General features: G+C 67.1%; 23 protein-coding genes and 1 tRNA gene. 5 read left to right on the top strand and 19 right to left on the bottom strand.

The window, feature by feature from the left end; genetic code table 11:
- Positions 1 to 128 precede the first annotated feature (128 nt).
- The 14 genes from ACZK4Z_RS05045 to ACZK4Z_RS04980 all read right to left on the bottom strand — a co-directional run bounded on the left by ACZK4Z_RS05045 (position 129) and on the right by ACZK4Z_RS04980 (position 11,581).
- Positions 129 to 203, bottom strand: a tRNA-Val gene (locus tag ACZK4Z_RS05045).
- Between the two features lie 174 nt (positions 204 to 377).
- Positions 378 to 731, bottom strand: coding sequence for a PilZ domain-containing protein (locus ACZK4Z_RS05040; RefSeq protein ID WP_004146965.1), 354 nt, complete (start codon positions 729 to 731; stop codon positions 378 to 380).
- Positions 728 to 1,684 carry a DNA polymerase III subunit delta' gene (locus ACZK4Z_RS05035; RefSeq protein ID WP_125895262.1) on the bottom strand — a complete coding sequence of 319 codons (957 nt, stop codon included), beginning with the start codon at positions 1,682 to 1,684 and terminating at the stop codon, positions 728 to 730. The genes ACZK4Z_RS05040 and ACZK4Z_RS05035 overlap by 4 nt, the downstream gene beginning before the upstream one ends.
- Positions 1,681 to 2,346 carry a dTMP kinase gene (gene tmk, locus ACZK4Z_RS05030; protein ID WP_049400648.1) on the bottom strand — a complete coding sequence of 222 codons (666 nt, stop codon included), beginning with the start codon at positions 2,344 to 2,346 and terminating at the stop codon, positions 1,681 to 1,683. Before tmk ends, ACZK4Z_RS05035 begins: the two co-directional genes overlap by 4 nt.
- Entirely contained in the window at positions 2,343 to 3,404 is a 1,062-nt protein-coding gene (gene mltG / locus ACZK4Z_RS05025) for an endolytic transglycosylase MltG (RefSeq protein ID WP_317217318.1), read from the bottom strand. The genes tmk and mltG overlap by 4 nt, the downstream gene beginning before the upstream one ends.
- A 211-nt stretch (positions 3,405 to 3,615) precedes the next feature.
- On the bottom strand, positions 3,616 to 4,980 hold the full coding sequence (locus ACZK4Z_RS05020; RefSeq protein ID WP_125895266.1) for an aminodeoxychorismate synthase component I: 1,365 nt from the start codon (positions 4,978 to 4,980) through the stop codon (positions 3,616 to 3,618).
- A gap of 156 nt (positions 4,981 to 5,136) precedes the next feature.
- Positions 5,137 to 6,399: a beta-ketoacyl-ACP synthase II gene (gene fabF, locus ACZK4Z_RS05015; protein ID WP_049463472.1), complete on the bottom strand. Its 1,263-nt coding sequence runs from the start codon at positions 6,397 to 6,399 to the stop codon at positions 5,137 to 5,139.
- A 143-nt stretch (positions 6,400 to 6,542) separates the two neighbouring features.
- Positions 6,543 to 6,782 (bottom strand): acyl carrier protein, encoded by a 240-nt coding sequence (gene acpP / locus ACZK4Z_RS05010; protein ID WP_005415509.1) that lies wholly within the window; start codon positions 6,780 to 6,782, stop codon positions 6,543 to 6,545.
- A 152-nt stretch (positions 6,783 to 6,934) separates the two neighbouring features.
- Positions 6,935 to 7,678 (bottom strand): 3-oxoacyl-ACP reductase FabG, encoded by a 744-nt coding sequence (gene fabG, locus ACZK4Z_RS05005; RefSeq protein ID WP_004146899.1) that lies wholly within the window; start codon positions 7,676 to 7,678, stop codon positions 6,935 to 6,937.
- 82 nt (positions 7,679 to 7,760) lie between these two features.
- Positions 7,761 to 8,705 (bottom strand): ACP S-malonyltransferase, encoded by a 945-nt coding sequence (fabD, locus tag ACZK4Z_RS05000; protein WP_125895268.1) that lies wholly within the window; start codon positions 8,703 to 8,705, stop codon positions 7,761 to 7,763.
- A 135-nt stretch (positions 8,706 to 8,840) separates the two neighbouring features.
- On the bottom strand, positions 8,841 to 9,623 hold the full coding sequence (locus tag ACZK4Z_RS04995) for a BUD32 family EKC/KEOPS complex subunit (RefSeq protein ID WP_125895270.1): 783 nt from the start codon (positions 9,621 to 9,623) through the stop codon (positions 8,841 to 8,843).
- A gap of 77 nt (positions 9,624 to 9,700) precedes the next feature.
- Entirely contained in the window at positions 9,701 to 10,678 is a 978-nt protein-coding gene (locus ACZK4Z_RS04990) for a beta-ketoacyl-ACP synthase III (RefSeq protein WP_032127766.1), read from the bottom strand.
- Positions 10,679 to 10,769: 91 nt separating this feature from the next.
- Entirely contained in the window at positions 10,770 to 10,964 is a 195-nt protein-coding gene (gene rpmF, locus ACZK4Z_RS04985) for a 50S ribosomal protein L32 (protein ID WP_004154640.1), read from the bottom strand.
- Positions 10,965 to 11,071: 107 nt separating this feature from the next.
- On the bottom strand, positions 11,072 to 11,581 hold the full coding sequence (locus tag ACZK4Z_RS04980; RefSeq protein ID WP_032127767.1) for a YceD family protein: 510 nt from the start codon (positions 11,579 to 11,581) through the stop codon (positions 11,072 to 11,074).
- Between the two features lie 113 nt (positions 11,582 to 11,694).
- Between ACZK4Z_RS04980 and ACZK4Z_RS04975 the strand changes: the two genes are divergently transcribed.
- Positions 11,695 to 12,264, top strand: coding sequence for a Maf family protein (locus tag ACZK4Z_RS04975; RefSeq protein WP_125895272.1), 570 nt, complete (start codon positions 11,695 to 11,697; stop codon positions 12,262 to 12,264).
- Between the two features lie 120 nt (positions 12,265 to 12,384).
- Here the strand turns inward: ACZK4Z_RS04975 and ACZK4Z_RS04970 are convergent, their stop codons facing one another.
- Positions 12,385 to 14,220: a glycosyltransferase family 39 protein gene (locus ACZK4Z_RS04970; RefSeq protein ID WP_125894615.1), complete on the bottom strand. Its 1,836-nt coding sequence runs from the start codon at positions 14,218 to 14,220 to the stop codon at positions 12,385 to 12,387.
- A 42-nt stretch (positions 14,221 to 14,262) separates the two neighbouring features.
- Between ACZK4Z_RS04970 and ACZK4Z_RS04965 the strand changes: the two genes are divergently transcribed.
- The 4 genes from ACZK4Z_RS04965 to ACZK4Z_RS04950 are packed head-to-tail and all read left to right on the top strand — an operon-like array spanning position 14,263 to position 18,629.
- A complete protein-coding gene (locus tag ACZK4Z_RS04965) occupies positions 14,263 to 15,216 on the top strand; it encodes an AAA family ATPase (RefSeq protein ID WP_032127770.1) in 954 nt (317 codons plus the stop codon).
- Between the two features lie 23 nt (positions 15,217 to 15,239).
- Positions 15,240 to 16,163 (top strand): DUF58 domain-containing protein, encoded by a 924-nt coding sequence (locus ACZK4Z_RS04960; protein ID WP_185749964.1) that lies wholly within the window; start codon positions 15,240 to 15,242, stop codon positions 16,161 to 16,163.
- Positions 16,156 to 18,105: a transglutaminase TgpA family protein gene (locus ACZK4Z_RS04955; RefSeq protein ID WP_125894619.1), complete on the top strand. Its 1,950-nt coding sequence runs from the start codon at positions 16,156 to 16,158 to the stop codon at positions 18,103 to 18,105. Before ACZK4Z_RS04960 ends, ACZK4Z_RS04955 begins: the two co-directional genes overlap by 8 nt.
- Entirely contained in the window at positions 18,102 to 18,629 is a 528-nt protein-coding gene (locus ACZK4Z_RS04950) for a Slp family lipoprotein (RefSeq protein ID WP_032127773.1), read from the top strand. Before ACZK4Z_RS04955 ends, ACZK4Z_RS04950 begins: the two co-directional genes overlap by 4 nt.
- A gap of 98 nt (positions 18,630 to 18,727) precedes the next feature.
- On the opposite strand, the gene ACZK4Z_RS04945 is transcribed toward ACZK4Z_RS04950, so the two are convergent.
- The 4 genes from ACZK4Z_RS04945 to dnaX all read right to left on the bottom strand — a co-directional run bounded on the left by ACZK4Z_RS04945 (position 18,728) and on the right by dnaX (position 22,276).
- Positions 18,728 to 19,087: a histidine triad nucleotide-binding protein gene (locus tag ACZK4Z_RS04945; RefSeq protein WP_014646179.1), complete on the bottom strand. Its 360-nt coding sequence runs from the start codon at positions 19,085 to 19,087 to the stop codon at positions 18,728 to 18,730.
- Positions 19,088 to 19,153: 66 nt separating this feature from the next.
- Positions 19,154 to 19,753 carry a recombination mediator RecR gene (recR, locus tag ACZK4Z_RS04940; RefSeq protein ID WP_125894621.1) on the bottom strand — a complete coding sequence of 200 codons (600 nt, stop codon included), beginning with the start codon at positions 19,751 to 19,753 and terminating at the stop codon, positions 19,154 to 19,156.
- Between the two features lie 141 nt (positions 19,754 to 19,894).
- A complete protein-coding gene (locus ACZK4Z_RS04935; protein WP_004154630.1) occupies positions 19,895 to 20,215 on the bottom strand; it encodes a YbaB/EbfC family nucleoid-associated protein in 321 nt (106 codons plus the stop codon).
- Positions 20,216 to 20,221: 6 nt separating this feature from the next.
- Complete coding sequence (dnaX, locus tag ACZK4Z_RS04930) at positions 20,222 to 22,276, bottom strand: DNA polymerase III subunit gamma/tau (protein ID WP_125894625.1); 2,055 nt, start codon at positions 22,274 to 22,276, stop codon at positions 20,222 to 20,224.
- Positions 22,277 to 22,301: the final 25 nt, after the last annotated feature.

Genomic DNA, 22,301 nt, shown 5'->3' with positions numbered 1-22,301 from the left:
TCTTCTTCAAGGCACACCTGTGAGTTAAGACTTTGAAGCATCCTGCGCAGCCAAACCCAACAAAAAAGCCAGCTAGTGAGCTGGCTTTTTAGCTTTCGCAAAAGCCCACGGTAAGGCTTTTCTATTCATGGTGGGCGGTACAGGGATCGAACCTGTGACCCTTGCCGTGTGAAGGCAATGCTCTACCGCTGAGCTAACCGCCCGGTGTGTTGCTGAGCCGCTCATTATAGGGGCTTTTCAGAGGCCGTCAACACTTTTTCACATTCGTGTTCACAGGCGTTTTCGGGGTGCGCAGCCGAGCGTGGCTCGACTCTACAGAACAACGGGTTCACAACGTTTCAGGGCATGCAGCCGAGCATGGCCCGGCGCTACCGCAATCACATCGTGTGGGTCGGCTTGTCCGAGCTGGTCAGGCCGGCCAGCAGGGTCTCGATCTTGTGGCGCACGCCCTCGCCTTCGGCGCCATCGGCCAGCTGCACGCCGATGCCGGCGGTACGGTTGCCCTGCGCACCGGCCGGGGTCACCCAGATCACCTTGCCGGCCACCGGCAGGCGTTCGCTGGAATCGGGCAGGGTCAGCAGCAGGAACACCTCGTCGCCCAGGAAGTAGCGCTTGGGCGTGGGCACGAAGATGCCACCGTTCTTCACGAACGGCATGTACGCGCTGTACAGCGCGGCTTTGTCCTTCACGGCCAGGGACAGGATGCCCTGGCGGGCGTTGCTGGCACTCATCGATTTCCCCTTGCGGCAGGCCGCTCGTTCACCTTGTTCCAGGCCAGCAGCAACTCGACCACCGCAAGGTCTGCACGCACCGTGGTGCGCAGCAGGTCGCGGGTGCGGTTGGCCGCATCGAACCAGGCTGCAAGCTTGTGCAATCGCTCCGGCGTGGTCAAGGCATCGGTGCTGGCCTGGGCCAGCGCCAGGTCGGCGGCAAAGCGCAGGCGCAGCGCCGCGTTGTCATCGGCGCACCACTTCTGCGCCAGCTCCACCGCGCCGGTCTTGCCGGCGGCCAGCTGTTCCAGCTCGCGGCCCACTTCGCGGCGCAGGCTCAGGCCATCTTCGCGCAGCCAGTTGTCGGCCTGGCCGGGGTGGCCGCGCGCCGCGTCCAGCGCTTCGCGTGCCGATGCTTCGCTGTGGCCCTGCTGCTGCAGCCAGGCCAGCGCTTCGTGCTGCGGCGGCAACTTGAATTCCAGGCGCTGGCACCGGCTGCGGATGGTCTGCGGCAGGCGTGCCGGGTCGCTGCTGATCAACCACAGATAGCGGCCGGGCTGCGGCTCTTCCAGCGTCTTCAGCAGCGCGTTGGCCGCCGAGCGGTTGATCGCATCGGCCGGGTCGACGATCACCACCTGCGCCACGCCGTACTGCGGGGTCAGCGCCAGCTTGTCGGTGATCTCGCGCACCTGCTCGATGACGATCTCGGTGCGCAGCTTGTCGCCGCTCTTGTTCGGAATGAAGCTGACCAGCTGCAGGTCAGGATGGGTGCCGGCGGCGATCAGCTGGCGCGTGCGCATGGCATGCGCGGCATCGCCGCGCGCCAGCACGTGGTCGGCCAGCGCCAACGCCACCTCGCGCTTGCCCAGTCCGGCCGGGCCGCAGATCAGCAGGCCATGACCAAGGCGGTCGGCATCGAGCGCTGCCACGGTCTGGTCGAACGCGCGCTGCTGCCACGGCGAGAATGTGCTCATGCGCCCTCCCCGTCCTGCAGCCAGCGCTCGACCTGCGCGACCACATCGGCCGCTACACGCGCCTGCACCTGGCCGGCGTCGATCAGCGCGAAGCGCTGCGGGTCCTGCTGCGCGCGGCTGCGGAACACTTCGCGCACGCGCTGGAAGAAATCATCCTGTTCGCTCTCGATGCGGTCTGGCCACAGGTCGCGGCCATTGGCGCGTGCGCGGCCTACTGCCACGTCCACGTCCAGCAGCAGGGTCAGGCCCGGCAGCAGGCCCACCGCGCGTCGTTCCAGATCGGCAATCCACTGCGGGTCGAGGCCACGGCCACCGCCCTGGTAGGCATAGCTGGAATCGGTGAAGCGATCGCTCAGCACATAGGCGCCGCGCTGCAGTGCCGGCTGTATCACCTGGCGCACATGCTGCGCACGTGCAGCGAACACCAGCAGCAGCTCGGCTTCGGCGCTGAGCGGTTCGGCAGCAATCTCGGCATCGGGTTTCAGCACCAGGCCACGGATGCGCTCGGCCAGCGGCGTACCACCCGGCTCGCGGGTCAGCACCACCTCATGACCGTGGCTGCGCAGGCAGTCACGGATGGCATTGATGGCGGTGGTCTTGCCTGCGCCCTCGCCGCCTTCCAGGCTGACGAAACGCGGGTGGCGAAGCAGCGCGGGACTCATTGCGCCGGGGTCTCCTTGGTACGTTGCTGGCGCAGCTGCTGCAGGTAGCGGGCCACTGCGGCATTGTGCTGGTCCAGGCTGGGCGAGAACACGTGCGCGCCACTGCCATCGCCCACGGCGACGAAGTACAGCGCGTCGCCCGCTGCGGGTTGCGCGGCCGCCATCAGCGCATCGCGGCTGGGCATGGCGATCGGGGTCGGGGTCAGGCCGGCGCGGGTATAGGTGTTGTAGGGCGTATCGGTGGTCAGGTCGCGGCGGCGGATGTTGCCGTCATACGCAGCACCGATGCCGTAGATCACGGTCGGGTCGGTCTGCAGGCGCATGCCGATCTTCAGGCGGCGCATGAACACGCCGGCGATCTGCGGGCGCTCGCTGGCCAGCGCGGTTTCCTTCTCGATGATCGAGGCCATCGTCAGCAGTTCGTAGGGCGTGTTGATCGGCAGGTCCGGCGCACGGCTTTCCCAGGCTTCATCCAGTGCGTCCTGCATTGCGGCGTGAGCACGCTTGAGCACATCCAGATCGCTGTCGCCACGCTGGTAGACGTAGGTCTCCGGCAGGAAGCGGCCTTCCGGATGCTGGCCACCGAAGCCGAGGCGCTGCATCAACGCGGCGTCATCGAGGTTGTCGGTGGTGTGCAGCAGCGGCTCGGCGCGCTTGAGCGCGGCACGCAACTGGCGGATGTTCCAGCCTTCAATGATCGTGACGCGGTGCTGCAGCACCTTGCCGGCGCGCATGCGCAGCAGCAGATCACGCGGGGTCAGGTCGTTGCTGAGCGCGTACTCACCCACCTTCAGTTTGCCGGCCGCATCGAGCTGGCGCGCCAGCAGCTGCCACTGCGCGTCCTGGCCCTCGTCCACGCCGGCGTCGCGCAGCTTGCGCAGCACCGTGTTCATGCCGTCGCCACTGGCGATGACCACGCTTTCGGCGGACGGGGTAATCGGAGCGTCGGCGAACCGGGTCTGCTGGTAGAAGAACCACGCGCCCGCGCCGGCCACGACGGCGGCCAGCACCACCACCAGCGTTACCACGAACAGACACCCGCGCTTGGCTCCCGCCATGGACTACCTCTGAACTCGATTCCGTCGTGCAGGATACCGTGCCGGTGGATTGGGGTCATGACCGGGGGCATGCGCCTGTGCCGACCGACGGTCGGCACCCACCCGAACAATGGCACCCACCGGTACCGGTAGTGCCGGCCGCTGGCCGGCAATCGCGCGGATCATGGGTGCATGAGGTTGCCGGCCAGCGGCCGGCACTACCGGAATACGCCTACCCCTGCTGGCCCAGCGCGCGTAGCAGGCCGCGGGCCTTGGCGCAGGTCTCGTCCAGTTCCTTGTCCGGGTCCGAGTCGACCACGATGCCGGCGCCGGTGCGGAAGCTCACCTCGTGGCCATCCACTTCGGCGGTGCGGATCAGGATGTTCAGGTCCAGGTCGCCATCGCGGTTCAGCCAGCCGAACGCGCCGGTGTAGGCACCACGCGGCACCTGCTCCAGCTCGCTGATGATCTGCATGCAGCGCACCTTCGGGCAGCCGGTGATGGTGCCGCCGGGGAAGGTGGCGGCGATCACCTCGCCGGGGGTGACCTCCGGGCGCAGATGGCCGCTGACGTTGCTGACGATGTGATGCACGTGCGCGTAGCTCTCCACGGTCATCAGCTCATCGACCACCACGGTGCCGGGCAGGCAGATGCGGCCCAGGTCGTTGCGTTCCAGGTCGATCAGCATCACGTGCTCGGCACGCTCCTTGGGGTGACCGACCAGCTCCTGGATGCGCGCGGCATCATCATCCCCCTCGAAGCGCGGACGCGTGCCGGCAATCGGGCGGGTCTGCGCGTGGCCGGCATGCACCGACACCAGCCGTTCCGGCGAGGAACTGACCACATGGCGGCCGTGCGCGCTGAACAGGCCGGCGAACGGTGCCGGGTTGGCACGGCGCAGCTGCGCGTACAGCGCCTGCGGACTGACCGGCGCGGCGAACTGCGCGCTCCAGCGCCGCGACAGGTTCACCTGGAACACATCGCCGGCACGCAGGTACTCGATCACCCGGCGCACACCGTCGGTGAAGCGCTGCGGCGCATCCTCGCCCACCGACTGCGGCGGCTGCCAGCCCTGCCCGGCTTCGGGCAGCACGGCCGAGGCCAGTGCCACCAGCGCATCCAGCAACGCCTGCTCACCGGCTTCGGCGATGACGAAGCTGGCCTCGTTGTGGTGGTCGTGCAGCACCGCGGCCGGGCAGCGCAGCGCCAGCGCGGTCGGGCGGCCGTCCTCGCGTGCGCGCGCCGGCAGCACCGGTTCTATCTGGCTGGCCACTTCGTAGTCCAGCATCAACGCCCAACCGCCGCGGAACGGCAGGCTGTGGCTGCCGTCATGCGGCAGGCGTTCCTGCTGCCAGGCGCGGTCGAGCACCTGCAGGAAGCTGCCGGCCTGCACCGCGTCGTGCTGGTCGCGCACCTGGCCATCGGCATCCAGCCGCAGGCTATCGCCCTGCGCCGCCAGCAGCAGGCTCCAGCGGCCCTGGGCGGTGCCCGAGGCGGTGGATTCCATCAGCAGCGGGAAGCGTGCCGGGTCGTGCTGCTGCAGGGCCAGCAGATCGATCGGGTGCGGCAGCGGGTGGATCAGCGGTGCGTGGGTCATGGCGGCCAGTTCGGGGATTCAGATGCACGGAAGCCGCCTTGCGGCGGCCTCCTCGTGCGTAGAGTCGAGCTTGCTCGACTGTGTTGCACGTTCAGTCGAGCATGGCTCGACTCTACACAAGGGCGGAGTCGAGCAAGCTCGACTCTACAACGTCGGTCAGACGCGCTTGAAGATCAGCGTGCCGTTGGTGCCGCCGAAGCCAAAGCCATTGGACATCACCACGTCGACCTTGGCCTGGCGTGCTTCATTGGGCACGTAGTCCAGGTCGCAGCCTTCGCCCGGCTGCTGCAGGTTGATGGTCGGCGGGATGACGTTGTCCTGCAGCGCCATCACCGAGAAGATCGCTTCCACGCCGCCGGCGGCACCCAGCAGGTGGCCGGTCATCGACTTGGTGGAGCTGACCATCATCTTGTAGGCGTGGTCGCCGAAGGCGGTCTTCATCGCCATGGTCTCGCCCAGGTCGCCCAGCGGCGTGGAGGTGCCGTGCGCGTTGAGGTAGCCCACCTGTTCCGGGGTCACGCCGGCGTCCTTCATGGCCATGACCATGCAGCGCGCGGCGCCTTCGCCGTTCTCGCTCGGTGCGGTCATGTGGTACGCGTCGGAGCTGGCACCGAAGCCGGCCAGTTCGCAGTAGATCTTCGCGCCACGTGCCTTGGCGTGCTCATACTCTTCCAGGATCAGGATGCCGGCGCCGTCGCCCAGCACGAAGCCGTCACGGTCCTTGTCCCACGGGCGCGAGGCCTGTTCCGGGGCGTCGTTGCGGGTGCTCATGGCCTTCATCGCGCAGAAGCCGCCCAGTGCGGTCGGCGACGAGCCACGCTCGGCACCACCGACCACCATCACGTCGGCATCGCCGTACTGGATCATGCGCATGGCGGTGCCGATCGAATGGTTCGAGGTCGCGCACGCAGACACCGCCGAGAACGACGGGCCCTTCAGGCCGGTGATGATGCTCAGCTGGCCCGGCAGCATGTTGATGATGGTCTTGGGCACGTAGAAGGGCGAGATCTTCTTGCCCTCGTGGAACTCGATGGTCTGCTCTTCGATGCCGAGCAGGCCGCCGATGCCGGCACCGACGATGGCGCCGATGCGCTCGGCATTGGCGTCGGTGATTTCCAGGCCCGAGTCGTGCAGGGCCATGAACGAGGCACCGAGGCCGTAATGGATGAACGGGTCCATCTTCTTGGCATCCTTGCCGCTGACCCGGAACTTGCCGAACAGTTCATTGTCGGCGGTGATGTCGAATCCCTTGACCTCACCTGCAATCTTGGTGGTGAACCGATCCAGATAGGCATCAGAAACGTTGGTCAGCGGACCGATGCCCGAACGACCCTGGGTGATGCCTTCCCAGCTGCTGGCCAGATCATTGCCCAACGGCGAGACGATACCCAGGCCGGTTACGACGACGCGACGCTTCATTGCTGATTCTCCTGGCCCGGATGATTTCAACGGGCAACTCGGTTTGCTTCGGTGTGATGCTCAAACACACGGGGCCGCAACAGCGGCCCCATGGGGTGCGGTGCGCGGCGAGCGTGAGCCCGCGCGCGCACTGCCGTCTGACATCAGGCCTTGACGTGGGCCTTGATGTAGTCGATGGCGGCCTGCACGGTGCTGATCTTCTCGGCTTCTTCGTCCGGGATCTCGCACTCGAATTCTTCTTCCAGGGCCATCACCAGCTCGACGGTGTCCAGCGAGTCAGCGCCCAGGTCATCGACGAACGATGCGCTGTTGGTGACTTCTTCTTCCTTGACGCCAAGCTGTTCGACGACGATTTTCTTGACGCGTTCTTCGATGGTGCTCATGGGATCTCGCTCCAGATGGAGTTGTGGTTCAAAAGTGGTCGCCATCAAAGGCGATGGCCGTGGGATAGTGTAGTGGAAACCGGCGCGGCCTTGCATCGCAGCAAAAACCTCCGCAGATCAACCACTTGCGGCGCAATCCCTGCGCCCCTTGCTTACGGCATGTACATGCCACCGTTCACATGGAGGGTTTCGCCGGTGATGTAACCGGCAGCCGGGCCGGCCAGGAAGGCCACCGCATGGGCGATGTCTTCCGGCGAACCCAGGCGTTCGAGGGCGATGTCGTTGATCAGCGCGGTACGCGCTTCTTCCGGCAACGCCTTGGTCATGTCGGTGTCGATGAAGCCGGGTGCGACAACATTGACGGTGACACCGCGCGAACCGATTTCCTTGGCCAGCGACTTGCTGAAGCCGATGATGCCGGCCTTGGCGGCAGCGTAGTTGGCCTGGCCGGCATTGCCGGTCACGCCCACCACCGATGCGATGTTGATGATGCGGCCCTTGCGCGCCTTCATCATGCCGCGCATCACCGCCTTGCTGGTGCGGAACACGCTGGTCAGGTTGGTGTCGATGATCGACGCCCAGTCCTCGTCCTTCATGCGCATCAGCAGGTTGTCGCGGGTGATGCCGGCATTGTTCACCAGGATCGAGATCGGGCCGAATTCCTTGGCGATGCCATCGAGCACACTGTCCAGCGCAGCTGCGTCGGTGACGTTCAGCGCGCGGCCGTGGCCACCGTGGGCGGCCAAGCGCTCACCGATCGCGGCGGCGCCGGATTCGGTGGTGGCGGTGCCGATGACGGTGGCGCCCTGGGCGGCCAGCAGATCGGCGATGGCGGCACCAATGCCACGGCTGGCGCCGGTGACCAGTGCGATTTCACCCTGCAGGGGCTTGCTCATGATGTTTTCCTCAGGCTGGGACGGCCGCCGTTCCCGTACCGCTTGCAGCGGCCACCGGTACGGTCGGCAGGAACAAGGGGGATCAGGCCGACCATGCCTCGCGGGCGGCTTCGAAGTCGCCTGGCGTGGCCAGCGAACGGCCGTCGATGGCCTTGTCGATACGCTTGACCAGACCGGTCAGCACCTTGCCCGGGCCGCACTCGGCGATCCGGGTGACGCCACGGCCAGCCAGCGCCTGCACGCACCCGGTCCACTGCACCGGCTGGTACAGCTGCTGGACCAGCGCGGTACGGATCGCGTCAATGCCGTCATGCACCTTGGCGTCGACGTTCTGCACCACCGGCAGCTGCGGCGCCTGCCAGGCCAGGCCGGCCATCACTTCGGCCAGGCGGTTGGCGGCTTCGCGCATCAACGGGGTGTGCGAGGGCACGCTCACGGCCAGCTTGACCGCCTTGCGCACGCCCTTCTCGGCCAGCAGCGCCAGCGCACGGTCGACCGCGTCGGCGTCGCCACCGATCACGATCTGGCCCGGCGAATTGAAGTTGGCCGGCACCACCACCTGGCTGCCTGCGGCTTCGGCGCAGACGTCCAGCACCAGCTGGTCTTCGGCGCCGAGCACGGCGGCCATGGCACCGACGCCGGCCGGTGCGGCTTCCTGCATCAGCTGGCCGCGCAGGCGCACCAGGTGCGCACCGTCATGCAGGCTCAGCGCGCCAGCGGCAACCAGGGCGGTGTACTCGCCCAGGCTGTGACCGGCCAGCACCGACGGGCGCGGACCGCCCACGGCGTTCCAGGCGCGCCACACGCCGATGCTTCCGGCCAGCAGGGCCGGCTGGGTGTATTCGGTGCGGTTGAGCATTTCCTCCGGGCCACCCTGGGACAGCGCCCACAGGTCCACGCCGGCACCATCGGATGCCTCGGTGAAGGCTTCACGCACCTGCGGGTGCAGTTCAGCCAGCTCGGCCACCATGCCCACAGACTGCGAGCCCTGGCCGGGGAAGACAAAAGCGAGGGTGGATACGGTCACGCGGTCATCCGCTTGTTGCAATCGAAGCGGGCCATGATAAGGGGGAACATGCCGTGTCGTCTGTACGTGCGCGTATGCACGCGTATGGTGGGCCAGCCGCGGAACGCCGCCGGGCATGGCCCGACGGACGCACAGTCAGCAGAACAGCTGCAGGACGTCCAGATCGCCGTCGGCGAGGAAATCCACGCACAGGCCCACCAGCATCAGCACGCCAGCGGTGCTGGCGCCATGGGCGATGAAGATGGAGTGGGCCAGCGCGCGCGCCGAGCGGCCCAGCTTCATGCAGACCCGGGCCAGGCTGCGCAGGCGGCCAGTGACCGCGTGCACGTGCTCGCGCACCGGCGCCTGCGCATCGCCCATCGCCTCGGCCATCATCGCCTGCAGGTGCTCGGGGCGGTCGGCGTAGTACTTGGCCACGCCATAGCCGAACATCAGCCAGTCGCGGGCCTGCGCTTCGGACAGATCCATCACTTCCAGCGGATCTTCCTCGAAGTCGATGAAACCGACCCTCTCGCCATCCCAGGTGAGATTGCGCGGCAACGGCTGGCCGAAATAGGCGCCGCGCGCATGCGCTGCGGCAATGGCCAGCATGGCCGCCATCACCAGGCGGTCGCGACCGGCCTCGTCGGCTTCGCGCAGGCAGGTATTGAACGAACTGCCGTTGTCGCCGATCACCAGCGCAGCATGGCCGGTGCCCAGCACATCGGGCACGTTCACGCCCTGCGCCTGCAGTTCTGCAAGGCGACGGGCTTCGGTTTCGCGCGCGGCGTCACCACCACGGTGCGGCGGCGGGCGCAGGGCATCCAGATGAAAACGACGGGCAACAAAATTGAGCAGGCCAAGGGCCAGCGCGCGGCTTCCCTTGCCGTACTGCTTCAGCCAGGCACGTTGCCCTTCGATGACGATGGGCTCAACCATGACAGGTCCTCCTTAAACGCGTTACGGCCCCAGAGGGGCCGCAACGACAAAGCTTCACGTTGTCGTAACTTGCACTATCAATAGCGCAGCAGAGCCGAACCCCACGTGAAGCCGCCGCCGAAGGCTTCCAGCAGCAGCAGCTGGCCACGTTCGACCTTGCCCGAGCGCACGGCGGCGTCCAGCGCCAGCGGCACCGAGCCGGACGAGGTATTGCCGTGCTTGTCGACGGTGACCACGACCTGGTCCATCGACATGTCCAGGCGCTTGGCGGTGGCTTCGATGATGCGCAGGTTGGCCTGGTGCGGAATCAGCCAATCCAGGTCGGACTTGTCCAGGCCGTTGGCAGCCAGAGTCTCGTCCACGACCGAGTCCAGCGCCTTGACGGCGTACTTGAACACGTCGTTGCCCTTCATGTTGATGGTGCCGCCGCCATTGGCGCCGTCCTTGAAGCCGGTCGAAACGCCAACCGGGTTCCACAGCAGCTCCTTCTTGCTGCCATCGGCATGCAGGTGGGTGCTGAGGATGCCGGTGTCTTCGTCCGCCTTGAGCACGACAGCACCGGCGCCATCGCCGAACAGCACGCAGGTGGTGCGATCGTTCCAGTCGACCATGCGGGTCAGCGTTTCGGTGCCGATCACCAGCACGTGCCTGCAGTCGCCGGAGCGGATGAACTTGTCGGCCACGCCCAACGCGAACACGAAGCCCGAGCAGGCGGCGTTGACGTCGAAGGCGGGGCACCCGGCCACACCGAGCTTTGCCTGGATCAGGCACGCGGTGGACGGGAAAATGAGATCAGGGGTGGTCGTGCCGACCACGATCATGTCGAGCTGCGAGGCGTCGATGCCTGCGGCTTCAAGCGCGCGCAGGGCGGCGTTGTAGCCAAGGTCGCTGGTGGTTTCGCCTTCGGCCGCGATGTGCCGCTCACGAATGCCGGTGCGCGACTGGATCCACTCATCCGAGGTTTCGACCATTTTTTCCAGGTCGGCGTTGGTCAGGACTTTTTCCGGCAAATAGCTACCGGTGCCCGCGATCCTCGAGTAGATCCGCTTGCTCATCATGTTTCCTGTTGCGCGGGCCGCCGATCACCGGCACACCCGGGAAAGAAGGCAAAGGCCGCTGCCCGGGGGCAGCGGCCTTCCCGGCACATCAATCTTCTTCGACGGCCGAGGTCTTGGTCTGGATGACCTTCTTGCCGCGGTAGAAACCATCGGCAGTGATGTGGTGACGCAGGTGCACTTCGCCGGTGGTCGGGTCGGTCGACAGCTGCTTGGCGCTCAGGGCGTCATGCGCACGACGCATGCCGCGGCGGGACGGGGTGACACGGGATTTCTGCACAGCCATGGGATTGCTCCAAACTCGGTTCGTTTTGCTTCGTCGTATCGTCGCGCAGGACGCCAGCGCCCAGCACACTTTCGCTTTCGCCGCAGCCGCCGACGACAATCCGGCTGCTATTGTTTCTTCAGTGCCGCCAACGCCGCGAACGGGTTGGCCTGCTTTGTTTCTTCTTCGCTCGGCGCCCAGTCCTTGTCGACTGCTTCACCGTCGGGCGACAGCGGCACCACAGGCACCGCCAGCACCAGCTCGTCCTCGACCAGGTCCAGCGGACGCAGCTGGCCGTCTTCCGGCACCAGCAACGCCTCGTACTCCTCCGGCAGGGACGATTCCTCGTCCTCGTCGCGGATCAGGCCAAGCCTCTGGGTCATCTTCACCGGCAACAGGAATCGCTGCATGCTGCGCTGACAGGTCAGCGGCAACGCGGTGTCGATGGTCAATTCCACATAGGATACCCGCAAGACGTCGTCGCGACCGAATTCAAGCGAGTAATTGCACTCACCGTCGGTATCTGCGACCAACCCCTGCAGGCGGGTCAATTCAGCCAGGGACACCTGACCGTCGAAGCGCCTTCGCGCTACAACCATCCGCCAGGCATCCAGCGTTTCGGGCACGTTCGCGGACATAAGCCGCTGAATACTAAGGATCGGGGCGGCGGCTGTCAAATGCCCGCCATACAGGACTTGCCGCTGGCGCTGCGGACACGCCAGACTGCCGCGCCCTGCCCCGGTATTCTCGCATGTCACTGGTCCTGGCCTCCACCTCCCGCTACCGCCGCGAGCTGCTGCAGCGATTGGGCCTTGCCTTCGACTGCGCGCGCCCGGAGGTGGATGAAACCCCGTTGAATGGCGAAGCGCCGCGGGCTCTGGCCACGCGCCTGGCTGCGGCCAAGGCCGCCGAGGTGGCTGCCCGCCATCCGGGCGCCTGGGTAATCGGCTCGGACCAGGTCGCGGACCTGAACAGCCAGCCGCTGGGCAAGCCCGGTACGGTCGAGGCCGCCTGTGCGCAGCTGGCAGCGATGTCCGGGCAGACCGTGCGCTTCCACACCGCCGTCTGTCTCAGCCGTGATGGAGAATCATTCACGGCCGTCGATCTGACCGAAGTCTGCTTCCGCGCACTGGAACCGGACGAGATCGCCCGCTACGTGACCACCGAGCAGCCACTGGACTGCGCCGGCAGCTTCAAATGCGAGGGCTTGGGCATCAGCCTGTTCGACGCCATCGACAACCGCGACCCGACCGCGCTGGTCGGCCTGCCGCTGATTGCGGTATGCGGATTGCTGCGCAGGGCGGGATACGCGGTGCCCTGAGGGCTTCCGCCAACCTGTAGAGCCGAGCCCATGCTCGGCTGCCCTTTTTGTAGAGTCGAGCCATGCTCGACTGTCTTTGGAGAAGCAGTCGAGCATGGCTCGACTCTACAAAAGCAGGACTCAACGAACTTCGAACGGCTGCTCCTGCCACTCTTCCACGCTGCCATCGTTGCCATGCAGGCGCAGGCCCAGCCAATGCCTGCCCGGCGCCAGCGTGGTGGTATCCAGCGATGCGTCGAAGCCCACCGCCGGGTGCTGCGGATCGGTGCTGTCCGGCCACACGGGGCGCACGTCGAACACACGCCCATAGCGGGCGTCACCGATGGAACGGCCATCGACCAGCACTTCGACACGTGCCAGGCCGACGCCATCCTTGAACGCCCAGCCCTTGATCGCGAACGTGCCGGACACCTTCTCGCCATTGGACGGTGCATCCAGCCACGCCATCGCCGGCGTCACGCACGGCCCTTCCGCGCGCTGCACCGGCAGGCGGAACAACAGGAAGCGCTGGAACCCGTGATCACTGCTGACCACGCGCGGCGCCGGCATCGGCCCCACCTGATCGCAGATGGCGTGATAGCGCTCCAGCAGTTCGCGATAGCGCTGGTCACTGGGTGACAGCACCAGCAGCATCGGCGCCGTGCGCTCGCCCTCATGCAGCAGGCCCCACTGTGCCAGCTGCGCGGTGCGGCCATGCTTGTCATTGAGCGGATGCGGCAGCACCTCGATGTTGCCATTGCCCAGCTGGAAGCCCAGCTCGGCGCCAACCTTGAAGTTGCCGGCCAGCACGCGCGTCCCTTCCGGCATCTGCCGCAGCTCTTCATGGACCGCTACGGCCAGTGGTTGCCAGCCAGCGAAATTGCGCGGGTAGTACTTGCTGCCGGCCATCTGCTCGCGCAGTGCCGGCGTGGATGCCATCAGGTAGTAGCCGAACGCCAGCACCATGCCCGCGCCTGCCAGCCACCAGCCGGTGCGGCGCAGCCAGCGCGGCCAGCCGTTGAGCACTACCGGCACCGCCACCAGCAGTGCGAGGTAGCCCGGCAGCGGCCAATGGAAACTGATCCGCTCGACGTCAGTGAAGAAGCCAAGCACGAAAATGCCCAGCGTGGATACGCCGCCCACCAGGCCGAAATAGCGCCACTGCACGCGCGCACCGCCACCGCTCCGGGTTCCTGCCAGCGCCACCTTCCACATCGCCATGCACAGGATCGGCGTCACCAGCATCGGCTGGATCACCAGGAACCACAGCCCGCCCCATTCAAAGGCCCAGGGATGACGCTCGACCACCTGGAATTTCAGACCGGCATCGTGGTTGTCCGCATTCCACGCCAGCAGTGGCAGCCATGCCAGCACGCCCACCGCCAGTGCGACCCACACGCGCGGATCGGCCAGCATGCGCCGCCCCTGCGGCAATGCCAGCAGCGCGATGAAACCGACGCCGATGACACCGATGAAACGGTAGTGGCTGAGTGCACCGATCAGCAGGCCCAGCGCCAGCTTCATCGCCGAAGAGGCATCCACGTTGTGCAGCAGGCGCGCACCGGCGTGCAGGCAGATCACCGCCGCCAGCGCCATCGGCACGTCGGGTACCGCCAGCAGGCCCAGCGTCGCCGACAACGGCATCAACAGCGTGAGGCTGCCCGCCTGCCAACCCGCCACATTGCCGAACCAGCGCGTGGCCGTGCGCACCACCAGCAGCGGCAACAGCGCACCGATGGCCAGGAACGGCAGGCGCAGCGCAAGCACGTGATGACCGCCGAGCTCCACGCCCAGGCGGGCCAGCCAGGCGGTCAACCCGGGCAGATCCGAATAGGCCGCGGCCAGATGCTGGCCTTCCTGCCAATAGAACGCTTCGTCGACGAACAGCGGCAAGCGCGCGGCAACGATCAGCTTGGCCGCTGTGACCAGCGTCCATAACCAGAGAAATATCGTCCGTGCGCGCTGTTCGCCTTGCATTGCTCTATGGATAATCGAGTGGATTCCAGATCTGAGACGATCATGCCAGCTTCGTCCCCCAACCCCAGCATGCTAACCGATCAATTGCGTCAGGCCCTGCGGGAGGCACAGGATCAGGTGAACGCACTGGTACTGGGCAAGGTGCCGGAAGTCAGGCTGGCGTTCGTCGCATTGCTGTCCGGCGGTCACCTGCTGATTGAAGATCTGCCCGGCCTGGGCAAGACCACGCTGGCGCATGCGCTGGCCAGCAGCCTCGGCCTCAGCTTCCAGCGCGTGCAGTTCACCTCCGATCTGTTGCCCGCCGATGTGCTGGGCGTGTCGGTGTATGAAGCCGGCAGCCGTCAGTTCCAGTTCCACCCCGGCCCGGTGTTCACCCACGTACTGCTGGCCGACGAGATCAACCGCGCACCACCGCGCACGCAGAGCGCGTTGCTGGAAGCGATGGCCGAGCAACAGGTCACCCTGGATGGACAGACCCATGCCCTGCCCGATCCTTTCTTCGTGATCGCTACGCAGAACCCGGTGGATCTGTCCGGCACGTTCCCGCTGCCGGATTCGCAGCTGGACCGCTTCCTGTTGCGGCTGGCGATGGGTTACCCCAGCGCGCAGGCCGAGCGCGAGCTGCTGCGCGGCAGCGATCGCCGCGACCTGATCGCGCGTGCCGTACCGAAACTGGATGACACCCAGGTGCGCGCGCTGCGCGACGCAGTGAACCAGGTGCATGCCAGCGACGCGCTGATCGACTATGTGCAGGCGCTGCTGACCCGCAGCCGCCAGCATGCCGGTGTGCGCGTGGGCCTGTCGCCACGTGCGGGCCTGGCGCTGCTGCGCGCGGCCAAGGCACATGCCCTGCTGCTGGGGCGCGGCCATGTGGTGCCCGAAGACGTGCAGACCCTGTTCGTGGCGGTGGCCGGTCACCGACTGGTGGCGGAAGCCGAATCCAGTTCGGGTCCGGCACTGGCGCGCGCGATCCTGCAGACCGTCGCGGTGGACTGAGCGTGGCCACACGCTGGGCACGCATGCAGCTGCTGGCTCGGCCACGCAGGCCCGAAGCCTTGCCGAGGCGGCTGGACCGCCATCGCATCTATGTGCTGCCCACCCGCTTCGGCCTGTTCGTTGCCACCCTGCTGACGGCCATGCTGCTGGGCGCACTGAACTACAACAACAACCCGGCGCTGCTGCTGGCCCTGCTGCTCGCGGCAGCAGCAATCGCCAGTGCCATTGCCGCGCATCTCCAGTTGTCCGGCGTGCAGATCGATGCGATCTCCGCCGAGCCGGTAGCGGCCGGGCAACCGTTGCGTCTGCGCGTGGACCTCTCACTGCGTGACCCGCGTGCGCGGCACGGCCTGCATCTGCAGCTGGGTGACAGCAACGCCTGGACCTCGCTGCCTGCGCACGGCCGTGGCGAAGTGGAACTGGACGTTCCCAGCGAACGCCGTGGCTGGCTGGAACTGCCGCGCATCCGACTGTCCACCACCCAGCCGCTGGGCCTGGTGCGGGCGTGGTCGTGGGTGTGGCCGGAACAGCCGCTGCTGGTCTACCCGCTGGCCGAAGCCGTGGCGCCTGCACTGCCGGAGAGCGGCAGCGATCCGCTGCACACCCGCGCCCATGCCAGCGGCGAGGAACTGCATCAGCTACGCCCCTACCGGGCCGGCGATGCGCCGCGCAGCATTTCCTGGAAGCACTCGGCACGCCGCGACAGCCTGCTGGTGCGCGAGTACGAAAAGCCGGTCGGCATCGAAGTGATCCTCGACTGGCGCTCGTTGGCGCCGTTGGGCCATGAAGCACGCATCGCTCGATTGGCGCGCTGGGTGGATGTGGCCGAGCGCGAGGGCCGCCGCTACACCCTGCTGCTGCCTGCACACCCGCCGTTCGGGCCCGGTCAGGGCGCCAGCCACCATCACCTGTGCCTGCGCGCGCTGGCGCTGATGCCGCATGACTGAGACCCCCGCCCTGCTCGACCGCAATGCCCGCAACTGGACCCTGGCCAGCGCGGCGCTGGCCTTGTTGCCGTTGCTGCTGCAGCTGCCGCCACTGCTGGCTGGTGTGATCGCGCTGGCGGCGATCATCACCGCCGCCCTGTCGTGGCGGACAGTGTTGCCGATGCCGGTACGCCTGCTGCTGGTGCTGGGCATGCTCGGCGCCATCGTCTGGCAGATGGGCATGGTGCGCCCCGGGCGCGATACCGGTTGCGCACTGCTGGCCGCGATGCTGGCGATCAAGTCCAGCGAGCTGCGCAGCCTGCGTGATGCCCGCAGCCTGCTCGGCTTCGCGCTGTTCTCGCCCTTTGCAGCATTCCTGCTCGACCAGGGGCCGCTGACAACCGCGCTGGCCGCGCTGGCCGGGGGCAGCGCACTGATCGCGCTGCAACGCCTGGCCCAGGATGAAGGTCATGCCGGCCGCCTGCCACTGCGCGGGCAGCTGCATGGTGTCGGCCGCCTGTTGGCGATCGGCCTGCCGCTGGCATTGGCCTGCTTCTGGCTGTTCCCGCGCCTGGCCACACCACTGTGGGGTGTTCCCGAGCGCGCCGTGGGTACGCCGGGGTTGTCCGACAGCATGGAGCCCGGCCAGTGGTTGGACCTGATGGCCGACGACAGCCCGGCGCTGCGCGTGCAGTTCTTCGGCATTCCACCCGAGCCGGCGCAGCGTTACTGGCGCGGCCCTGTACTGACCGCCTTCGATGGACGGCGCTGGACACGCGACCGCGCCAGCGCGCGGCGGCCTGCTGCGGTGGTTGAAGCAAGTACACAGGGCTGGGATTACCAGATCGACTACGAGCCGACCGACCGCCGCCAGCTGGTGGCGCTGGACCTGCCCAGCCGCGCGCCTGCAGGCAGCATGCTGGATGCGGACATGAGCCTGAGCAGCGAACGCCCGCTGGCCTCGCTCAGCCGCTGGCGGTTGCATTCGGCCCCTCCACTGCGTTTCGACAGCACGCTGTCGCCCTATCTGCGCCGCGCGACGCTGCAGCTGCCGACCGGCTTCAACCCGCGCACCGCCACGTTGGCGCAGCAATGGCGACAGGAGGCTGGCAGCGATGACGAGGCCATCGTGCGCCGCGCGCTGCAGTGGATCACCACCGACTTCTCGTACACGCTGGACACCCCTGCGGCGGGACGCGACCCGATCGACGAGTTCCTGTTCGGCTACAAGGCCGGCTTCTGTGAACACTTCAGCTCGGCCTTCGTGGTGCTGATGCGCAACGCCGGCGTCCCGGCGCGGGTGGTGACCGGTTTCGCCGGCGGCACCCGCAACCGCATCGGCGACTACTGGGTAGTGCGGCGAATGGATGCCCACGCCTGGGCCGAGGTGTGGCTGCCGCAGCGCGGCTGGGTCCGGGTCGACCCGACCGCAGCCGTGGCACCGGAACGCATCCTGGACACACTGGATGACCGCCTGCAGGCCGGCACGGACACGCCACTGCAGCAGCGTTGGCTGCAGCTGGGCCAGCTGGGCGACTGGCTGCGCCGCGGCTGGAACGACCTGGTGCTGTCATTCGATGCGCGCCGCCAGCAACAGCTGCTCAAGCCGTTCGGGCTGGACGATCTGGGCCCCGGGCAGCTGGTCGCTGGCTTCGTGGTGGCCGCACTGCTGGCGCTGGCGTGGATGGCCTGGCTGCTGGCCCGTGGCGAGCGCGAACGCGACCCTCTGCTGCGCGCCTGGCACCGGCTCGGACGGCGCTACGCCCGCCTCGGCCTGGCCCGTGAACCGCACGAAACCGCCCAGGACTGGGCACAGCGCGTACACCGGCAGCGTCCTGACCCGGCCCTGCTCGCGCTCAGCCAGCGTTTCGCTGATGCGCGTTACGCTGGAACTTGCACCGACCTCGCTTCATTATTGCGGGACCTGCGCAGGCATCGCCCGACTTCCGGAGCCTCCCCATGAACACCAAGTTCCTTCTCACCGCTGTGGCCACGCTGGCCCTGTCGGCCTGCGCCACGGCCCCCAAGCCGCTGCAGGGACAGTTCAGCCTGGTCTCCCCTCGCGATTCAGTCGCTACCCAGCAGGTCGGCACGCCGGTCCGTTGGGGCGGTCGCATCATCGAAACCAAGCCCGGCCAGGGCGAGACCTGCTTCCAGATCATCTCGCGCCCGCTCAATGGCAGTGGCCGCCCGAACACCACTTCGTCCGATGCCAGCGACGGTCGTTTCATCGCCTGCCGTGCCGGCTTCTACGACCCGGCGGTGTTCGAAGCCGGTCGTGACGTGACCTTCATCGGCAAGATCGACGGCTACCAGAACACCCGCATCGGCGAATACGACTACCGCCTGCCGAAGCTGTCGGCCGATGTGATCTACCTGTGGCCGGAACAGCGTCAGGTCGACGTGGTGCCCTATCCCTATGGCCCGTGGGGCCCGAGCCCGTATGGCCCGTACTGGGGCGGCTATGGTCGCTGGGGCTGGTGGTGATCATCACCGCACAGGCATGACGGAAAAGGCCGCCCTCGGGCGGCCTTTTCCATCCACGCCGGGATACGGTAGATCCACGCCATGCGTGGATAGGGGCTTCAACGCCCCGGGGTACCGAAGTGCCCCAGCGGCGCACCGGCCAGCAGGTGCATGTGGATATGGAACACGGTCTGCCCGGCATCCTCGCGGCAGTTCATCACGATGCGGTAGCCGTCCTGAGCAAAGCCCTCGCGGCGCGCGTACTCGGCGGCAGCCAGCGCCAGCTTGCCGATCAGGTGCGCCTGCGACGGCTGCAGGTCATCCAGGGTCGGAATGATCTCGTTCTTCGGAATGAACAGCACGTGCACCGGCGCCTGCGGTGCGATGTCCTTGAAGCCCAGCACCTCGTCATCCTCGTAGACGATGGTGGCCGGGATCTCGCGACGGATGATCTTGCTGAAGAGGGTTTCGTTGCTCATGATCGGCCTCGGCGGGTATGTCGTCCGCATTGTAGGCCGCCCGCGCCCGGCCATGCCGGCCGTTGCTCAATCGCGGAATTCGCTGCGGGTCCCGAACGCGTGCGACAGCGTGCCACGATCGACGTATTCCAGTTCACCGCCCAGCGGCAGGCCCTGCGCCAGGCGGCTGGGCTGCACCTTGCGTGCGCGCGCCAGCTGCGCCAGGTAATGCGCGGTGGCCTCCCCCTCCACAGTGGCGCTGGTGGCGATGATCAGCTCCTGCACCTCGCCTTCGGCCAGCCGCCGCTCCAATTGCTCCAGGCCCAGCTCGCGCGGGCCGATGCCATCGAGCGGCGACAGCCGCCCCTGCAGCACGAAGTAGACACCGCGGAAACCTGTGGCGTTTTCGATGGCCAGGCGGTCGGCCGGCGATTCGACCACGCACAGCTGGCTGCGTTCGCGGCTGCTGTTGGCACAGGTCGGGCACAACTCGGTTTCGCTGAAGTCGCGACATTGCGAGCAGTGGCCAATGCGCTCCACCGCCAGCGCCAGGGTTTCGGCCAGGCGCTGGCCACCTTCGCGCTCGCGCTCGAGCAGGTGGTAGGCCATGCGCTGCGCCGTCTTCTGGCCCACGCCAGGCAGCACCCGCAGTGCGTCGATCAATTGTTCAAGCAGGAGTGCGGACACGGCGGCAGGCTTTCATTGCGTCGAGCAGGCTCGACGGCTGTTTGTAGAGTCGAGCCATGCTCGACTGAAGGTTGGAGCAGTCGAGCAAGTTCGACTCTACGGGATCCGTGGCACCCGGTTACACGGGTGCCACGCTGAAAATCAGAACGGCAGCTTCATGCCCGGCGGCAGCTGCATGCCGGCGGTGGCCGAACCCATCTTCGACTTCGACTCGGCATCGATCTTGTTCGAGGCATCGTTGAAGGCGGCGGCGATCAGGTCTTCCAGCATCTCCGGGTCGCTGGCCAGCGACGGGTCGATGCGCACCTTGCGGCATTCCTTGGCGCCGGTCAGGGTCACGCTGACCATGCCGCCACCGGCGCTGCCGGTCACTTCGATCTTGGCGATTTCTTCCTGGGCCTTCTGCAGGTTTTCCTGCATCTTCTGGGCCTGCTGCATCAGTTGGGCGATGTTGCCGCGCATAGTGTCCTACTCGTCAAAAGAACGGATGGAATCGGAAACAACCCGGGCGCCGTGCTGTTGGATCAGCACCTGCACTTCCGGATCGTCCATGAAAACAGCCTCTGCCACCTGCTGCCGCTCGCCACGCTGGCGATCGGCACGCTGGTGCAGGGTCTCGGCCGGAACGTGTTCGGTTTCCACGGTCTCGACCACGATCTTCGGCGCCTGGCCGAGGGCCTTCTCCAGCATCTCGCCCAGGGCGGCCAGCGCGCGCTCCGAGCGCAGATATTCAAATCCGGGCGAAAGACCCAGTTTCAAGGTCCCGTGCTGGCAACTGATGAAGGCGGCGTTGGCGGCCAACTGCCGCGACGGGCCGCTCAGGCCACTGTTGGCGACCAGATCCAGCCAATCCTCGGCGCTGGCCAGATCGCTGACACCTTCCTGCGGCACGGCATCACGTGCCGGGGCCGGCTCGGCCGGCGCGATGGCAATGCCTTCAGTGCGGAACGGGCGCTCGAGCGGCGCAGGCTCGCTGGGAGCCGCGACGGGAGCTGGCGGTTCATGCCAGGGCGCCACCATGGCAGCGTCCGGCCCAGCCATCTCGGCCGCCAGCGCCTCGTCACGCGCCTCGGCTTCGTCGGTGGCCCACGGGGGCAGGTCGTCGCCCGCTTCGGCTTCAACGGATGCCGGTGCCGCTGCTTCGGCCTTCACCGGCGGCGGTGACACGGGCTCTTCCACCGGAACCGGCTCGGGCTCCGGGGTCGGGTCCGGTTCGGGTCGTGGGGCCGGCTCAGGTTCGGGTTCAGGTTCGCGCGGCGCGGCCTGCGCCGGAGCGGCCACCTGCGCTACTACGGCCGGGCTTGCCGAAGTGGCGGCAGCAACCGGTGTCGCTTCGTGGGTACCCGTACCGCTGCCACCACCGGCAGCATTGCCACCCGGCGCATTGCCTGCACCGTCCACCGACTTCGGCACCGGCGGGACCGCCGCGGCCGGGCGGAACGCCAGCATGCGCAGCACAGCCATTTCAAAGCCCGCGCGCGGGCTAGGCGCCAGCGGCAGGTCACGACGGCCGTTCAAGGCCATCTGATACCAGAGCTGCACCACTTCCGGACGCAGGCGTTCGGCGAACACCGTCGCATCCAGGCCTTCGGCAGCCGCTGCGGCACCCGGTACCAGCTGCTGCACCTGGATGCGATGCAGGCCTTCGGCAAGCGCTTCCAGTACGCCGCTCCAGTCCGGCGAGAACTCCGCCAGCGCAGCCACCACCTGCAACAGGCGCGGACCATCGCCTTCGGCCAGCGCATCGAGCATCGCTGCCACCTGGGTGCGGTCGACCGTGCCCAGCATGGTGCGCACCACGTCCTCGCGCAGCGCGCCGCCGGCGTAGGCGATCGCCTGGTCCAGCAGCGATAGGCCGTCACGCAGGCTGCCGTCGGCGGCCTTGGCCAGCTGCACGATGGCGCTGCCGTCGGCCTCGATTTCCTCAGCCGCCAGGATGCGGGTCATCTGGCCCTGGATCTGGTCCTCGTCCAGGCGCTTGAGGTTGAACTGCAGGCAGCGGCTGAGCACGGTGACCGGCAGCTTCTGCGGGTCGGTGGTGGCCAGCAGGAACTTCACATGTTCCGGCGGTTCTTCCAGCGTCTTCAGCAGCGCGTTGAACGCCGCCTTGGACAGCATGTGCACTTCGTCGATCAGGTAGACCTTGTACTTGCCACGCGAGGGCATGTACTGCGCGTTCTCGATCACCTCGCGCACGTCATCCACGCCGGTGTTGGACGCGGCGTCGATTTCCAGCAGGTCGATGTAGCGGCCGGCGTCGATGTCCAGGCAGGCCGCGCACTGGCCGCATGGGTCTGCGCTGGTGCCCTGCTCGCAGTTGAGCGACTTGGCGAAGATGCGCGCGATGGTGGTCTTGCCCACGCCGCGGGTACCGGTGAACAGGAACGCATGGTGGACCCGGCCGCTGTCCAGCGCGTTGCTGAGCGCACGGACCACGTGTTCCTGGCCCACCAGCTCGGCAAAACGCTTCGGACGCCACTTGCGGGCAAGGACGAGATAGGACATCAGGCCACCGTTTTCCATCGGATGTTCCATTGTGCCATGCCTG

It is taken from the genome of Stenotrophomonas sp. 71799_Sma, assembly GCF_056482505.1.
The sequence above is the reverse complement of the archived record's forward strand: the minus strand, read 5'-3'. Positions and strand labels throughout refer to the sequence as shown.

Excerpts from the sequence above, each read along its gene's own strand:
- ACZK4Z_RS04955 (WP_125894619.1), top strand. The coding sequence starts at position 16,156 with ATGACTGAGACCCCCGCCCTGCTCGACCGCAATGCCCGCAACTGGACC.
- ACZK4Z_RS04980 (WP_032127767.1), bottom strand. The coding sequence starts at position 11,581 with ATGTCCGCGAACGTGCCCGAAACGCTGGATGCCTGGCGGATGGTTGTA.
- ACZK4Z_RS04950 (WP_032127773.1), top strand. The coding sequence starts at position 18,102 with ATGAACACCAAGTTCCTTCTCACCGCTGTGGCCACGCTGGCCCTGTCG.
- ACZK4Z_RS04995 (WP_125895270.1), bottom strand. The coding sequence starts at position 9,623 with ATGGTTGAGCCCATCGTCATCGAAGGGCAACGTGCCTGGCTGAAGCAG.
- mltG (WP_317217318.1), bottom strand. The coding sequence starts at position 3,404 with ATGGCGGGAGCCAAGCGCGGGTGTCTGTTCGTGGTAACGCTGGTGGTG.
- acpP (WP_005415509.1), bottom strand. The coding sequence starts at position 6,782 with ATGAGCACCATCGAAGAACGCGTCAAGAAAATCGTCGTCGAACAGCTT.
- ACZK4Z_RS04965 (WP_032127770.1), top strand. The coding sequence starts at position 14,263 with ATGCCAGCTTCGTCCCCCAACCCCAGCATGCTAACCGATCAATTGCGT.
- ACZK4Z_RS04960 (WP_185749964.1), top strand. The coding sequence starts at position 15,240 with ATGCAGCTGCTGGCTCGGCCACGCAGGCCCGAAGCCTTGCCGAGGCGG.
- ACZK4Z_RS04970 (WP_125894615.1), bottom strand. The coding sequence starts at position 14,220 with ATGCAAGGCGAACAGCGCGCACGGACGATATTTCTCTGGTTATGGACG.
- ACZK4Z_RS05020 (WP_125895266.1), bottom strand. The coding sequence starts at position 4,980 with ATGACCCACGCACCGCTGATCCACCCGCTGCCGCACCCGATCGATCTG.
- ACZK4Z_RS04990 (WP_032127766.1), bottom strand. The coding sequence starts at position 10,678 with ATGAGCAAGCGGATCTACTCGAGGATCGCGGGCACCGGTAGCTATTTG.
- fabG (WP_004146899.1), bottom strand. The coding sequence starts at position 7,678 with ATGAGCAAGCCCCTGCAGGGTGAAATCGCACTGGTCACCGGCGCCAGC.
- tmk (WP_049400648.1), bottom strand. The coding sequence starts at position 2,346 with ATGAGTCCCGCGCTGCTTCGCCACCCGCGTTTCGTCAGCCTGGAAGGC.
- ACZK4Z_RS04945 (WP_014646179.1), bottom strand. The coding sequence starts at position 19,087 with ATGAGCAACGAAACCCTCTTCAGCAAGATCATCCGTCGCGAGATCCCG.
- fabF (WP_049463472.1), bottom strand. The coding sequence starts at position 6,399 with ATGAAGCGTCGCGTCGTCGTAACCGGCCTGGGTATCGTCTCGCCGTTG.
- dnaX (WP_125894625.1), bottom strand. The coding sequence starts at position 22,276 with ATGGAAAACGGTGGCCTGATGTCCTATCTCGTCCTTGCCCGCAAGTGG.
- ACZK4Z_RS05035 (WP_125895262.1), bottom strand. The coding sequence starts at position 1,684 with ATGAGCACATTCTCGCCGTGGCAGCAGCGCGCGTTCGACCAGACCGTG.
- rpmF (WP_004154640.1), bottom strand. The coding sequence starts at position 10,964 with ATGGCTGTGCAGAAATCCCGTGTCACCCCGTCCCGCCGCGGCATGCGT.
- ACZK4Z_RS05040 (WP_004146965.1), bottom strand. The coding sequence starts at position 731 with ATGAGTGCCAGCAACGCCCGCCAGGGCATCCTGTCCCTGGCCGTGAAG.
- ACZK4Z_RS04935 (WP_004154630.1), bottom strand. The coding sequence starts at position 20,215 with ATGCGCGGCAACATCGCCCAACTGATGCAGCAGGCCCAGAAGATGCAG.
- ACZK4Z_RS04975 (WP_125895272.1), top strand. The coding sequence starts at position 11,695 with ATGTCACTGGTCCTGGCCTCCACCTCCCGCTACCGCCGCGAGCTGCTG.